The organism is Pseudomonas sp. Leaf434, assembly GCF_001425545.1.
GTDB lineage: Bacteria > Pseudomonadota > Gammaproteobacteria > Pseudomonadales > Pseudomonadaceae > Aquipseudomonas > Aquipseudomonas siliginis.
The window spans coordinates 760,272-776,113 of sequence record NZ_LMQZ01000001.1 but is presented as its reverse complement, the minus strand read 5'-3'; the positions used below and the strand labels follow the sequence as shown (position 1 = coordinate 776,113).

General features: G+C 57.4%; 4 protein-coding genes and 2 pseudogenes. 1 reads left to right on the top strand and 5 read right to left on the bottom strand.

Annotated elements, in window-relative coordinates:
* Window positions 1–125: 125 nt before the first annotated feature.
* From ASG55_RS03445 to ASG55_RS03435, 4 genes and pseudogenes are all read right to left on the bottom strand, one after another.
* On the bottom strand, window positions 126–602 hold the full coding sequence (locus ASG55_RS03445; protein WP_056783652.1) for a hypothetical protein: 477 nt from the start codon (window positions 600–602) through the stop codon (window positions 126–128).
* Window positions 602–10,318, bottom strand: coding sequence for a hemagglutinin repeat-containing protein (locus ASG55_RS03440; protein ID WP_056783648.1), 9,717 nt, complete (start codon window positions 10,316–10,318; stop codon window positions 602–604). Before ASG55_RS03440 ends, ASG55_RS03445 begins: the two co-directional genes overlap by 1 nt.
* A gap of 111 nt (window positions 10,319–10,429) precedes the next feature.
* Window positions 10,430–10,690 (bottom strand): annotated as a pseudogene (locus ASG55_RS27575) (hypothetical protein); the annotation flags it as partial.
* Window positions 10,691–10,894: 204 nt separating this feature from the next.
* Window positions 10,895–13,618, bottom strand: a pseudogene (locus ASG55_RS03435) (two-partner secretion domain-containing protein); the annotation flags it as partial.
* 434 nt (window positions 13,619–14,052) lie between these two features.
* Between ASG55_RS03435 and ASG55_RS03430 the strand changes: the two are divergent.
* Window positions 14,053–14,328, top strand: a complete 276-nt coding sequence (locus ASG55_RS03430) for a hypothetical protein (protein WP_056783644.1) — start codon at window positions 14,053–14,055, stop codon at window positions 14,326–14,328.
* Window positions 14,329–14,378: 50 nt separating this feature from the next.
* Here ASG55_RS03430 and ASG55_RS03425 read toward each other — a convergent pair whose 3' ends face one another.
* A complete protein-coding gene (locus ASG55_RS03425) occupies window positions 14,379–15,719 on the bottom strand; it encodes a DEAD/DEAH box helicase (protein ID WP_024012040.1) in 1,341 nt (446 codons plus the stop codon).
* Between the last annotated feature and the right edge of the window lie 123 nt (window positions 15,720–15,842).

Sequence of the window (15,842 nt, the reverse complement as noted above, 5' to 3'; positions counted from 1 at the left end):
ATCAGGTGTTACAGCGAGATCACTTCTTGCCATTGCCTCAGGACAGGACAAAAAATCTCCAGGGTCCGCCACACTGAACGACATTAGCCTTTGATTCGCCAGAAAATGCACATCATAGATTGCAACTACTCACACTTGATCAGACGGTCGCGAACAGATTGCTGGGTGGGAAAGGAGGCATCACTCAACTCTTCGATGCTGTCTGAGCAGCTATAAACCTTGAATCGAGCATGGAAAACTGACAGTAACCGCATTAACAACATATCGTCCACCGCCCCCCCTCCCTCATCCATCTCAATAATGATGAGTTTTTTTCCTGCCATATCCAAAGACCAGCGACAGCCCTCCTGTTGAAGGAACTCCTCGAGCCCTTCATCTGTAAGCTTTTCGATTCTTATCAAGGGTTCGAGGTCCTGCTTACTGCTCCACTGACTGTTGACTTCCCACTTGTTGACTTTTAAATCCAAAAAGCTGCATTCGTTAAAAATCTCTTGATCCTGAACGTAAGAAACAGGAACGCTGCCCCATGCCTCACTGACCAACAACTCTCTTTCCGGTAAAACAGATTCCGACTCCAAAATAACAGCGTATCTATTGCTCATTACATGTTCCCTGTTTCTTGCAAGCGCTTCAGGCCTTTCTCAGCGTTTCTGATCAATTGGTCTCTCGCTGACTTGGGTAGTCGTTTGAAGAACGCATTGATCTGTGGTGCCAGGGGTTTAGACAGGTCCGGGCGGAAATCCACGATCGAATCCTTGCCGCCTCCCGACTGTATCTGAAGCTTACCATTAGGCTCGATATCGACCCGCAACAGGCGCTTGCGCCCACCGATCACGGCCTCCACCGGTTGACCAATGGTTTCACTCGCCTTGATGACTCCTTTCGTACCCGCGACATTGAAGACTTTCCCCGCAGCGGCACCGGCCATGTTGGCTGCTGTGCCCAACGCAATGTTCAGTAGGGTCGTGGCGCCGCGAACATAGATGTCGCCCTGTTGTTGTGTCTCACCCGCCTCAAACATGTATTTGAAGAGGTAATCGCTGGACTCTAGGTCATCCTGATCTTCTCCGCTGAGCTTGCTCGCGATGGCTTTGGCAACTGAATCTTTGGCGGCGTCTATTTTATCGCCAAACAACTTCGCGATCAGAACATTCCCTGCAAGACCCACGGCCATCTTTGCCGGTCCCATCGCAGCCTGAATACCCAATGCCACCAACTGGGCTTGTTCCTTCGGCAGCTTGTCCAGCATTACCTGTAACCGCTCGGTCTCAGCCAATAACTTGCCACCAGGAGTAGTCGGAATCAGTTCCTTGGCCCAGTCCGGCAGACCATTTCCATGGTTTTCGCTGGGCTTATCAGACTCCGATTGTTTTGGACCATCGCTATTCGCATCACAAGCCCCCGGACCAGGGCAGGTCTGCTGTCGGGTGAATTCGTCAAGTACCCCTACATACGTTTGAATAACCGCAATGTTTTTCTCTTGGAGATCATTGATAGCTCCCGGATCGATTCCATTTCGCACAAAGTTTTTGGCAATGTTCAGGGCAAGATCATCACCAAACGTCGCGCGCGCTTGCGCAGGTACGTCGTCCAGCGATACTCGCTGTGCCTGAAGATTCTTCCAGGCCTGACCAACCAGGTTGACAGGCCCTGTGACGAGGGACAGCGCAGCTTCGATAGAGCCCTGAGTGGCGTCACCGTAGTTCTCTATTTTTTCCGCCCAGTCCTTCAATGTGCCCGAAGGATCGGCAACGGCCTCAAGTGACGATTTGCTCACGTACAGATCGGTGCGAGACTCCTTGTCCTTGGTGATTTCGTAACCTTTGTCTACGTCGCGATTCAAACCGACAGTCGAATCCTTGCCCGTTTCGGCGTCCTGGCGTACCACGATCTCGCCGGCGCCGACGGTGCCGCGCACGATCTGTTCACGGTCTTTGTCATACTTCCAGCCGTTGACGCTCCAGCCAGTTTCGCCTTCCTTGCCTTTACCAACCTGACTGCCGTCCTGAGCACCGCTGCCTTTGCCAGCGGTGTAACTGCCACCGACGTTCAGGTAATAACCGTGCTCTTTGTCTGTACCGGCGATGTCACTGAAGCCCAACGTGCCGGTATCCAGTTTCAAATTACCGTTGTCGGCAGCGATCAGTGCACCGTCCAGTTGAGTGTGATTTTCGGTACGGATATCGACTTTGCTTTTACCGGTGATGCTGGTTTGCTGTTCGATCCAGTTCGTCTTGCCGGTGGTCTGGCCGTAACCGACCGAACCACTGACACCAGCACCCGGACCAAACGTGGCGGTAACGCTGATATCAAACTCTTTGCCCTTCACCTTTCCCGTGTCGGCCACAGAAGAGACATTGAGATCCCCGCCCACGCGCCCATTCACCTCATCGCCGCGTAACGTGGCGCCGTCGATGTTGGTGTCCTTGCCACTGGTAAAGCCCAACTTGTCGCCGGCGTAGAGATAAGCCTCTTGCTGGCGATTACCCTCGCGCTCCAGATCGCCCTTGCCCATGCTGACACTGGCATAAACGCCGACACCCTCGGAACCAAAGACCAGACCCACTTCACCGCCACCGTTGTGGCGGTTGCTATCGTTACTGCTGTCGTTCTGTGCCGAGCGGATATTGAGATCATTGACAGCGTTGAGCTCAATATCCCGTTTAGCGCTGACCTGCGTGCCGATCAGATTCAGATCGTGGTCAGCTTGCAGATTGACGTCCCGGCCAGCGCCCAGTTGCGTCGGCGTAGACGTGCCATGCGAGCCGTCTTCAGTGGCGATTCCGTAGCTGCCACCGATGCCGATCTTGAAGCCGCCGCTGGTGCCGCCGTGAATGCCGCCCCAACTTTCGCGTTGCGTGCTGTCCTGGCTGACACCGCCTTTGGCGACATCAAAGGTAACGTCACGACCCGCGACGTTGATGTCGCGCCCGGCGAGGAATTTTGCCCCTTTTACCGTTACATCATTCTTGGCGTTGAGGTTCAGATCCTGGCCGGCATTGAGCGTCGACGATCGACTGCTCTGCTCGAAGGTTTGCTGGCTGCTGCTTTGCTTGCTGTTGCCGAACTTGACGTCTGCTGTCGGTCCGTTGAGGAACTGACTGATACCGTCCACCGCTTTGAGGGTACTTGAGCCTTTGCTGACATTGTCTTCGCCTTTCCCCGCGCCATTGACCGCGTCTTTCGTCTGGCCATAGTTGTGGTCGATCCGAACGCCCAGGCCGTTGCTCTCGTTCTCGCGCTGTTGTTCTACCAACAGGGTTTCGCGCCCGGCATCGATGTTGATGTTGCGCCCGGCATTCAAGTCGATATCGTTATTGGCCTGCAGATCTGAACCGATCTGATTGATATCACGCTTGGCGTTGATGGCCAGATCCTGTCCCGCACTGATCTGGCTGGCAGCACCGGTCTTCTGTTCCAGGCGATTCTTTTCCTTGAGACCCTCCGCGCCGGCAAAGAAGCCCACGCCGTTGTCATCGCTGGAAATGCCGATACCCGCACGCTTGGACTTCGACCATGCTTGCTCGGCACGCTCATCGGAAGCAGCCATCACGTTGACGTCACGACCAGCGTCCATGTTGACATGACGTCCTGCATCGATACCGCTGCCCAGTACATTGATATCGCGCTCGGCACTCAGAATCGTGTCTCGCCCCGCCACCACCATGCTGCCCACACTGGTGCTGCCCTGCCCCTGCCGGCCCGCTTCTTTGGCGGAGGAAAGGGACAGGAAGCCACCCGAAACCGAAAGACCGGTTTTCTTTTTGTAGGCTTCACTGCGGCTGTAGTCAGTGTCATTGGCCGAAATCAGATTGATGTCACCCGTGTCGTCCACCAGACCAGAGCGGAACTCAACGTCGTTGCCCGCCGCTGCAGTGCTGGCCTGCAAGAGAAAGTCTTTACCCGAAGCGACAACGATGTCATTGCCCGCTTCCAACTCGCTGGCGATCTGGATGGTGCTGCTGTTGACCGTAGTTTTGCCACTTTTGGAAAGACCGAAAGATCCCTTCTTGGTGGTCTTGCTGAAATCACTGTGTTCGTCAGTCGCCGAGAGCACCGAGACATTATTCAACGCGCCCAGAACCAGATTGTTTCCGGCTTTCAGTTGACTGCCGATCACGGTGACATCGTGCCCTCCCTCCAGAGAAACACCGCCCTTGTCCGACAGGCTGGCGTTGACGGTCAGGTTGCGTCCGGCCTCGATCACCGAGGCGACATTGGTGCTGTCGTAGCTTTCCTTCTGGGTCGTCTTGCGGCGACCGGATGAGCCTTTGCTTTTCTTGAGGTAGGACGAAGCATCTTCGTCCTTGGCCGAGGTCACGAGCAGATCCCGCCCGGCATCGATATCGACATCACCAGCACCTTCAATCCGGCTGGCGACAATTTCCATGTCATTACCGGCGCTCAAGGAAACATTGCCGCCACTGTGCACCATCGTGGAAACCTGGGTGATTTTGTCCGTTGAAGTGGTGACCTTTTTGCTCTTGTTGTAGGTGTGCTGCTCGTTCGCTGCCGAGGAAAGGGTCAAGTCACCGGTGGCCGCCATCGTAATGTCGCGTTGGGCAGCTATCTGGCTTGCAATGGCGGTGATGTCACGACCGGCATTGACTTTCAGATTACCTCCCACGTCCACGACTGCACCGTTCTGCACCACCGTGCTGGTGCGCGAATGCGATCCGATACTCAGACCGTCATGCTGCTCAAGGGCCGTGATATTGACGTCACGCCCAGCCTTGATCGTCGTATCGCCAATGCTCTTGAACTCGCTACCGAGGTTGCTGACATCTCTCCCGGCGGTGAGGCTCAGATTGTTTGCCGCTTCTATTCTGGCGGCGGTATCGAGATAGCTGCGTTGCAGCGTCGTGCCGCCGAAGGTGGTCTGGCTCTGGATGACGTTGCGTTCGTTGATCAGATCACCCTCGGTGGCTGTGATGCTGACATCGCGACCGGAAATGATCCCGCCTGCAGCATTGATCAGATTATTTGTCGCCAGCAGATCCAGACGATTGCCCGCCTCGATCAGTCCACTGTTGACCAGGTTGTTCCCCGCAGTGGCGGACAGGTTGTTGGTTGCCCGCAACGTACCTACGTTGTTCAGATCCTGCCCGGCAATCAAGTTGATGTCGTTACCGGCAATCAATGCACCATTGGGCGCCAGGCGATTGTTGGCCTGTGCCAGATAAAGCACAGGGACAAGCACGGACTCTCCGTTCACCTCATGTTTTTCGAGCCACACGATGTCATGGGTCAGCGCTGTCACCTGTTCGGCCGACAAGCTGACGCCCAGTGCCAGATTGAGTTGATCCTTGCTCTTGATGGCGTTGTCCATCAAGTATTTGAACAGTTTCTCGTCCGACGTCTGGCCATCGATAAAGCGTTGTCCGGTGCGCGCGACAACGGCTTGCTGAATCAATCGCTGTTCGTATAGACCATCACCCAGACGCTTGGCGCTGATATCAGGGTCGTAACCGAGATTGGCCAGCAAGTAATCCGAGCTCATGAACTGCTTGAGGTCTGTCAGTACCGGATTGGTTTCAATCAGGTATTTGTGTGGATTGCTGCGCACACTGGTATCTGGCAGACCTTGCACCCGGGTCAGGTTCTGCGCACTGAAAGGCGAATCGGCGGCCGTCAGTGAACGTTTGGGAATGGCTGTCTGAGTCGCGCTGTTGCCGGCCATTGCCGTGCTGAGTTTTGAGGCTGCGTCGTCGACATTGAGGTCTTGGCTGACCCGATCAATCGTCAGGCTGCTTGCGGCAGTTGAAGCGGCATCCACGGCCTTGATCGCCGTCGTCGGTCTGGCGGGAAATCCTGGTTCGTGTTTACCGACGCTGATCGTCGCGCTGCCCATGCGCATATCCGGTCCGGCGTTAACCGCCACCGTCGACGTCTGGCCGCTCAAGCGAAACAGACCGTTCTGGCCTTGCGGCAAGGTGAATCCCGAAAGGGCGAGCGGGTTGACTTGTTGCTGCGCCAGATCCGGTGGCAAATGGGACTGTACGTTAATGACCGTTACCGACGGAGCGCCTGGCAGGGTGGATTCATACGTACGGCCGTTCTTCAGAGAAACAGGCTGGCCTGCTCGCTCGACGCTGTTGGTCAGACTTTTCGTGGCATTGATCGTCAGACTGCCGCCGGCCTGAACGACGGCGGTAGCATCACCTGCCACGCCAGGGCTGGTGATGGTCTTGGTGTCGAAGAACGTGACGTTCTGCACCGCCGCCGGGAGCGGCGCCGGATTGGCCTGGTTATAGGCCGGCGCTGGCGAATAACTGCGGAATTGTTCCGGGCTACCCGTGCTTGTGTAATGTTTCCAGCCGAAATAGATATTTGTATGACCGCTCCCCCCAGTAGCGACAGACACTCTCGGTGTCACCACCGACTCGTTCCAGTTCACATCCCAAGAGCGAAACGCTGCCATCTGCTTGCCAACCGGTCCTTTGTAGGAAGGATCATTGACCGCGTTGTATTCCATGAACGAGCGCCACAGCTGGATGATCGCCTTGTCTTTGCGGACCTCCGGCAGCGCAAAGGACTTGAGTGTGGAGTAAGTGCCCAGCGTCGCGCCGGTGTTGGTGAAATTGGAAAGGTTGGCGTTCAGGTTCGCAGCGGCGGTGATTACCGAGGCAGAGTTGGTCAGGTTCCCACCCGCGATGTCCAGATTACGCCCCGCCGAGATGTTGGCCGCGGCCGAGTCGGCTTCGACTTTGGTTTCGTAGTTCTCCATCAGCACCATGTGGCCCGACTGATTGCCCGTCTGGCGCAGGCCGATCGCCCCTGAAGTCAGCTGGGAAGTCACCTTGAAGAAATCCTTGCGGTTCTCCAGGGTAGAGGCCCTTAGCAACATGTCGCCCGAACTCTGGATATTTCCAGAAATGTTTTCCAGGCGATCGGCCCAGTTACCGGCGTCGTCCCTGGCGACAGTCAGGTTATCCATGCTGTAGACGTCGCCATATTTATTGATCAGATCATGCGTCAGCAGGGACATGGCTGCGCCACTGAACAGCAACCCGTGATCGTTTAATACGTTGCCAGCATTGAGCCGCAAGTGCTGATTGCTGGCCACGGTGCCGTAGTTGTTCACCCCGCCTGCATTGATGGTCAGCCCACCGACTGAACTGATTCGACCCTGATTGCCGAGCACTCCACCGACGTTGATTGTGGTGGCGTCCCCGCCGGCAAGACTGGCAGCTGCTGTCAGATTCACTTGCCCGGCACCGAGGGCAAAAGTGCCCTTGCTACTGGCTCGGCCGTTGCCGCTGTACGTGCCGCCAAGGGTCAAACCAAGGCTGCCATCACTGGCAATGAGCCCTTCGTTGTTCCAGTTTCGACCACTGCCCATAAAGGTGTCGGAGGCCAGCAGTTGACCACCCGCTGTCTGATTGAGCGTGTTGACGTTGACCGTCAGACGCCCGGCCTGGATTACGCCATTGTTGGTCCAGCTATCGGCAGCCAGTGTCAGGCCACCCCGGGTGAGCAGATCACCGCCCGCCTGCGTGAGGTTGGCCATGCTGATATCGAATGTACCGGTGCCCGAGTGCAATACATGGCCGCCCGCATTCTGGAAGTTGCCGGCATTGAGTGTCAGGTCATAGTTCGCAGTTTCGAGACGACCATTGCGGTTATCGAAAAGCCCACCGATCTGAAACTCGGTTTTGCCTGCTTTACCCAACGCGCGCAATTGTCCGCCCTGGTTGTTCAGGCTCGCGGCACTGACCTTCAACTGGCCATCGCTTTCGATAACACCAAGACGATTATCCAGCGCGCCGGTCAGGCTGAAATCGACTTGCCGGCCTGCCACCTGGCCCGGGATGTCTCCGGTATTGAGGAAATCGTTGGCCGAAATGCGAATAGCGCCCTGACCATAAAGCCCACCGTTACGGTTGTCGAAATTGCCAGTGGTGATGGAGATGTCATTATTCTGCGCGGAAACGCGGCCACCGTTGTTATCCAGACTAGCGCTGGTGAAACTCAGGCGCTGCGCCTGAATGATGCCGCCCTGGCGGATCTGGCTCAGGTCGTAACCATTGCGCAGGGCGCCCGTGGTCTTTACGTCAAGAGTGCCAGCAAGACTGGCGAGCGTCCCGCCACGGTTATCCACGGAGCTGGCGCCCAGCGTGACATCGCCTGACTGGGCGATGATCTTGCCTCGCTGGTTGTCGAGGTTCCCGCTCACATCGAGCACAAGACCCTCTTCGCTTTGCACCGCGCCGTCGGCGTTCTCAAGACTGGCCGCCTTGAGTTGCAAGCCGGCCTTCTGGCTGTAAATCAGCCCCCCATCACCGTTCTGCACAGCACCGTCGCCGCGGATATCCAGCGCCTGTGCGGCGGCAACAGTGCCTCGATTACGGTTGTCCAGGCCGCCGGTCAACAGGGTCAACAAGTTCTGGCTTGCCAGTTGCCCTCCCTGATTGTCGACTTGACTGGCCCCACGGATCAGCAAGTCGCCTGCGCTGGCCAATTTGCCTTGGGTATTGGTCAACACCCCAAGCAGACTCAGGGTCAGCGCATCCTTGCCGATCAAGGTTCCGGAGGTGTTATCCAGCGTTGCAGTGGTGATATCAATCGCCCCACCGGCGCCGATCGTCCCGCCGACGTTATCCACGGACTGGGACTGCAGGTTCAGTGTTGTTGCACTGTTGATCAGGCCGCCTTGGCCGTTGCGCAGCGCTGCGTTGACCGTCAGGACTTGCTCTGCTCCACTGGACACAATGCCATTGTCCCGATTGTCGAGACTGTTGGCTGCAACCGTCAGCGCCTGGTGGCTGACCAACGCTCCCCCGGCACTGTTGAGCAGATTGTTGGCGACCTGTACATCAACGTTTCCATCACGACTGGAAAGCGTGCCGTTGTTACGGTTGTCCAGGTCATCCGCCGCAACTTCGAGACCTTGCCATCCCGATAACAGGCCTCCCTGGTTGATCACACTGCCAGCCTGCAGTTGCAGGGTGCCGTTGCTGAGCAGCTTGCCGCTGCCGTTATCGAGGACTCGTGCACCCAGCTGCAGGTTTTGACTGCTGGAGACTTCTCCACCCTGATTATTGAGGTCGCGCAGGTGCTTGATGCTCAGCTTGCCCGTCGTCGTGATCAAACCTGCCGCGTTGTTCAGATCGGCACCAGAACTGCCCAGATCGATGCCGACGGCAGTGCCCAGCAACGTACCTTGCTGGTTGTCCAGACCCTTGCTCGCAAGGGTGAGGTTGCCGCCAGCAGTGATCAGCCCCTTGCTGCGATTGATGAGTAATCCATCAACACCCAGCGTCAAGTCGCTGCGACTGGAAAGCGTGCCACCCTCGTTGTCCAGTCTGGCCGCATACCCGTCCAGCGACTGAGCTACGATCAGCCCTTTGGCGTTGTTCAACGCCTGCTCAATGCGCAAGATCAGACCTTGCTGGCTGAGGATCTTGCCATCGTCGTTGGCCAGGTTTTCAGTATTCAGGGAAAAACCCTGCATGCTGGAAATCTCACCGTCGCGGTTATCGACAGCTTTCAGATTTTTCAACATGAGCAATGGGCCGTTGATCAGCCCGCTGCGGTTATCCAGTTGACCACCGTTCAGATCCAGAGTGACCGATGCTTCACTGAACAGCTTGCCCCCTTGCTGATCGAGGCCGCTGGAAATGACACTCAAGTCACCGCTGCTGGTGATGCGTCCACCAGCGTTATTGCTCAGTTGCTGTGCGCGAATATCGAGCGTCGAGGTGCTACTGACGTTACCTGCATTGCTGTTGTTGAAATCGCCAGTGCCAATCACCATCGCAGCCTTGCTGCTGAGCGTGCCGTCATGACTGTTATCGACGCGACCCGCCTGCAACTTCAAGGCGCCGTCGGTCACAATCTCGCCGGCCTGATTGTCCAACCCCTGCATTGTGCTGACTGCCAGGTTGCGAGCGCTGGTCAGAATGCCAAGCCGGTTGCTCAGGCTGGCCGCGCTTACCGTCAACAGCCCTTCGCTGCTCAGTTCTCCCTGCCCGTTATCTAGATTGCCGAGAAGTTGCACATCGAGATTCTGCTGGCTGCTCAAGCTGCCACCGGTATTGGTCAACGTAGTACCCAGCAGGCTCAGCCCTGTCTGTGCTGACATGTGACCTTTGTCGCGGTTGAGCACCTCATCTACCGTCAGGTGCAGCCAGCCCGAGGCGGATATCTGGCCTGAGTCACTGTTGTCCAGCTTCTGTCCCGTCAGTTGGAGGGAGCCGTTGCTGATAATTTCCCCGCCGCGGTTGTCCAGCGCACCAATGTTCAGGATGCCACCGGCACCCCCACCTAACAGGCCTGCCTTCTGGTTGTGCAAAGTGCCCGCGTCCAGCTTGAGCATGCCCAAGGTAGTCAGCGAACCACTCTGATTACTGACATCAGTGAAACGGCCAGTGAGGTCGCCCTTGCTGGATACTTTGCCGTTGTCGTTATTGAGCTGCTGCGCTGTCAGTCATGTGTGACCATCGCCAACGACCGAACCGTTGCGGTTAACCAACTCATCATCAACGTCAACATTCAGCTCACGCCGGCTGCTCAACAAGCCCTCGCTGTTGTCCAGGCTCGCGCTGTGCTGGTTCAAGGCAGAGGCGGAAATCAGACCTTTGGCATTCACCAGTGCCTGCTCGATCCGTAACGTCAGAGCCTGATTGCTGATGAGTTTGCCGTTGCTGTTATCCAGGCTCGCGGCGTTGAGGGTGAACCCTTGGGCACTGGAGATTTCACCGGCGTGGTTATCCACCATCGCAAGGTTTTTCAGCACAAGCAAAGGGGCAGTGATCAGCCCCTGATTGTTCAACCGGCCCTGATTGAGGTTCAGACTCAACGAATGCTTGCTGAACATCTGCCCGCCTTGCTGATCCAGCCCGGTCACACTGGCGATCAAGGCGTTATCGCTGGCGATGCGGCTGTCCAGCCCATTGCTGACCTGTCCGGCCACCAGGTCCAGTCGGTCGTTGCTGATCAAGCGACCACCCAGCGTGTTATCGAGATCGCCGGTGACCAGCTTCACATTCGCCCGGGAACTGATTTCACCCGCACGGTTGTCGAGACTCGCACTGTTGATCGACACGCCAGAATCGGAGGTCAGCACACCCTCCTGATTAATCAGTGCTGCGCCAGAATTGAGTAACAGCGACCCGGTACTGGCCAACTTGCCTCGGGTGTTGTCGAGTTCAGCGCTCAGGTCGATGTTTACACTTTGCTGTCCCAGCAGCTGACCTTGGGTGTTATCCAGATGCTGCCCCTTGAGGAGCACCGCGCCTTTACCACGCAGTAACCCTTGAGCCTGGTTGATGACGCGCGTGACCTGAAGCCCGAGATCCGAACCCGCGAGGACTTTGCCTTGGTTACTGTTATCCAGTTGGGTACCGGACACATCAATATTGGCACCGGCAGAAATTTCGCCGCCCCGGTTGTCGAGTACATCGACATTGAGCTTCAGCGCTTTTGTCGCCCCGATCAGACCACCTGACTGATTATCCAGATGAGTCCCGAAAAGGCTCAGATTACCCAGCGCCATCAACTTGCCGTATTGCTGACTCAAACGGTCTGCGTACGCCGTCAGATCGGCGCTGCTGGAAATCCGTCCGCCAGTGTTATCCAGTGTTTTCACTTGCAGGTACAAGGGGCCTACAGCTCCCAGTACACCTTGCTGATTGTTGAGCAGTGTTCCCTGAAAATCGAGTGCCCCCTGAGCATTGACAAGGCCTTGCTGGCGGTTGTCCAACTGATCGACTCGCAACTGCAGATCACCGCCAGCCGTGAGCCTGGCGCCACGGTTGTCCAGCGTGGTGCTGGTCAAGGCCACCCGTTGTTTACCGGTCAGACTGCCACCGCGGTTGTCAACGTCGACGGCCTGCAGTTGCAGCGTATTGCCGGCGCTGATCAGCCCGTTGTTACGGTTATCCAACACTCTGTTAACCCGTAAATTCAGGGCGGACTCACTGAGGATCTTGCCGGCGTTGCTGTTGTCCAGGCTGTCGGCATTGATCTGCAACCCCCCTCCTGCGCCCAGTACGCCCAGATGGTTGGTCAGGTCGTTCTTCACCGCCAGGGTCAACTTATCGGTACCTGTCATCAGGCCGGATGTGTTGTCCACGCGGTTTGCGTCCACTCGGGAAACACCGGCGCTGGATACTTCACCGGAATGATTGTTCAGCGACTGCTCCAGGGTCAGGCGAAGATCGCTGTCACTGGTGACGACACCATCGCGGTTGTTGAGGCTCAGGGCGTTGATGTCGAGCGTGTCGGCGAGAATCACCCCATGCGCATTGTTCACCTGGCCGGCATTGAGTTTCAGGTGGGCGCTACTCTGCGCCTTGCCACCGTCGCTGTTGTCCAGGGTACCGGCGCTGATGACGGCGGTTTGCCCACTGAGCGTGCCGCCCTGGTTGCTCACGGTTTGCGCGGCGTTGATCGTCAGATTGCGGCTGGCGGTGAGGCTTTTGCCGGTGTTGTCGAGATTTTGCGTGGTGAGGCTCAGGTCGCCGCTGGCATTGCGGCGGCCGTCGGCGTTGACGCCGGCATCGATGGCGCCGGCGTTGGTCAGTTGGCCACCCGCGCTGAGGCTGATGCTGTCGCGAGCCGCAAGGGTCTGGCGGTTGGTCAGGTTGCCCTGGGTTTGTACGGTGAGCGCGGTGCCGGCGTAAACCGGCCCGCGTGCATCAAGGCTCGCGGCCTTGACGTTGACCGCGCCGGTGGCCGAGGTGTCGACCAGACTCAGTTGTCCGTTGGCGTCGAGCTGAATGTCACCGCCGCTGGCAATCAGCTTGCCGTCAAGCTTCACCCCGACCCCGGCCTCGGTGCCGACCAGTTTGATCGCGCCGGCGTACATGCCGCCGAGTGCCGAGGAGTCGATGGCCAGTTGCGGTTTGGCGCTGCCGTCATCGGCGCGCGCTGTGGCATTCAGCGTTTGTGCATTGACGTCGTTGCGACCGGCTACAATCGTCAGGTTCTGCGCCTGAAGTTGCGCGTTGATCTTTGCGCTGCGGGTGATGATTTCGAAACGGTCGACGTTGGTGGCGTTGAGGCCTGCACCTTCGATGGCCACCGAACCCTGATCCACCTGAAAGCGATCCAGCCGGCCGTTATCGAATACTGGTTTGCCGGTAGTCAGCGTGACGCGCGGCGAGTTGATGAAACCGCAACCGTTGCAAGTAATGCCGTAAGGGTTGGCAACGATTACCCGCGCCGACTGCCCCGCCACTTCGGTGTAGCCGCGCAACTGGCTCGGGTTGCCGCTGATGACTTCGTTGAGAATCGCTTGCGCCGAACCGCTGTTTTTCAGATTCGGGTTGCCGATGATATGGCCACCCAATTGCGTGGCGGTGGTCTGAGTCGATCCGTTATTGAGGATGACACCCTGCGCACCGACGTTGTAATCATGGAACTGGTTGTGCGACAGCCCGCTGCCATTGGGCGTGGCGATATTGATGATCGGCACGCCATTGCCGGCGCGATCCAGCGAGGTATTAGGGTTGGCCACCACAATGCCGTCGGCCTGCGCCCACATCGGTTGCCAGAACATGACGTTCGCCAAGAGAAACGCCAGGCCGCGCTTGGGCATGCCCAGGAAGGACTCGCGGGTTTTCACGGCAGCAAAAGGCTGGGGAGCAAGAAAGTCGAACTGACGAACATCCATGTTGAAGATCTCTTTACAACGGGCAAGGTGAGGCGGGGTAATAGACAGGCAATGCAATTCCCACCGGTTAGAAAACGCCGGGAGAGTGCAAGAGCATCGAAAGGAGACAAATCTGCGCTGCATTCAGAACACTGAGAGCGTTGCGAAAATATTTACAGGGCAGCCGCAATAAGCTTGTCCGATCTCTCGAAATCACACACTGATGTCAATGTGATGGCGCAATGGTAGATTGCCATCATTCTGACGTCAATAAATTGATTATTTGCCTGTTTGCCAAATAGCTCTGATACGACGCAGCGACATGTCTCTGATTTTCTTGAGCAAAATCGACGTTGATCTTTCGCTGGTGTGTCGTCAGCCACGTGGCACTGAACTTTTCCTGACCGTGGCCTCTCAACCGATTACCCCGCCTTAACCGGAACTGAGGCCTGCCCATGAAAACCCTGATCAAGCTGTCCCTCGCCGCCACCCTTGCCTGCGCCCTGCCCGTCTGGGCCTGCACGCCGGAAGAGGCGACGATCAAACGCGAACAACTGGCCAAGGAAGTCTCCAGGCTCACCGAGCAGAATCCGGAAAAGGCCAAGGAGATCAACGCCGAGTTGCAGAAAATGGATCTGGACACGGCCAGCGCGGATCTGCCGGACAAGTGCCAGCTGATCGATCAGCGTTTGAAGGAACTGGGGTCGGCGGAGAAGAAAGCCGACAATTGAGACGAAAAAAAACCGGACAATGTCCGGTTTTTTTATGCGTTTAGAACGCGTTATTCAGCCGCTGGCTCGGCTGGCTTGCGGCGCTTGAGCGGGGCCATGCCGTCGCTGCTGACAAGGGAATCCGGCTTCGGCCGGTTCACGCTCTTGCGCTTGGTCGGCGTCTTGGCGGCGGTTTTCTTCTTGTCGCCCTTGGCGTCGGTCTTTTTCTTTTTCACGCCGACGGCTTTGCCCGAGGCCTTGACCTTTTTCGGCCCGCCGTAGGTGCCTTTGACTTCCTTGATGGTGCGGCGCTCGAAGCTTTGCTTCAGGTAGCGCTCGATGCTCGACATCAGGTTCCAGTCGCCGTGGCAGATCAGCGAGATCGCCAGACCATCGTTGCCGGCGCGGCCGGTACGACCGATGCGGTGCACGTACTCGTCGCCGCTGCGTGGCATGTCGAAGTTGATCACCAGGTCCAGACCGTCGACGTCCAGACCGCGGGCCGCAACGTCAGTCGCGACGAGGATCTTTACGCCGCCCTGTTTCAGTCGATCGATCGCCAGTTTGCGATCCTTCTGGTCTTTCTCGCCGTGCAGCACGAACGCCTTGTATTCCTGGGCCACGAGGCGGCCGTAGATGCGGTCGGCCATGGCGCGAGTGTTGGTGAAGACGATGGCCTTCTGGTAGGTCTCGTTGGCCAGCAGCCAGTTCACAATCTGCTCTTTGTGCTGATTGTGGTCGGCGGTGATGATTTGCTGACGAGTCGTCGAGTTGAGCTGGCTGACCGCGTTGAGCTGCAGGTGCTCCGGGTTGTTCAGGACCTTGGCGATCATTTCGCGCAGACCGGAACCGCCGGTGGTCGCGGAGAACAGCATGGTCTGCTGACGGTTCGGGCACTCATCGACCAGACGCTGCACGTCTTCGGCGAAACCCATGTCGAGCATGCGGTCGGCTTCGTCGAGCACCAGCACTTCGACTTCTTTCAGGTCGAGGTTGCCGGCGTTGAGCTGCTCGATCATCCGCCCCGGGGTGCCGATGAGGATGTCCGGCACTTTGCGCAGCATGGCGGCCTGGACTTTGAAGTCTTCGCCGCCAGTGATCAGGCCGGACTTGATGAAGGTGAACTGCGAGAAGCGTTCGACTTCCTTCAAAGTCTGCTGGGCCAGCTCACGGGTTGGCAGCAGGATCAGCGTCTTGATGCTGACGCGGATCTTCGCCGGGCCGATCAGGCGATTGAGGATCGGCAGGACGAAAGCGGCGGTTTTGCCGCTGCCGGTTTGCGCCGTCACCCGCAGATCACGCCCCTGGAGCGCCAGCGGGATGGCCGCGGCTTGCACTGGCGTTGGCTCGACAAATTTCAGCTCGGCCACGGCTTTGAGCAGGCGTTCGTGCAGGGCGAATTGGGAAAACACGGGTGCTACCTCGAAGATATGCAAAAAAACAGCTGCATAGGTTACCGGTTTCGAGCGCTCAGGCCGAGTTTCTTTGTGCAAACGCCGACAATCAGTGGTTTTTTTGTTGCCCGATTTGTCACT

What these genes read in the sequence shown, in the direction of transcription:
- ASG55_RS03445 (WP_056783652.1), bottom strand. Translation starts at nt 602, where the DNA reads ATGAGCAATAGATACGCTGTTATTTTGGAGTCGGAATCTGTTTTACCG.
- ASG55_RS03440 (WP_056783648.1), bottom strand. Translation starts at nt 10,318, where the DNA reads ATGCTCAAGCTGGACGCGGGCACTTTGCACAACCAGAAGGCAGGCCTG.
- ASG55_RS03430 (WP_056783644.1), top strand. Translation starts at nt 14,053, where the DNA reads ATGAAAACCCTGATCAAGCTGTCCCTCGCCGCCACCCTTGCCTGCGCC.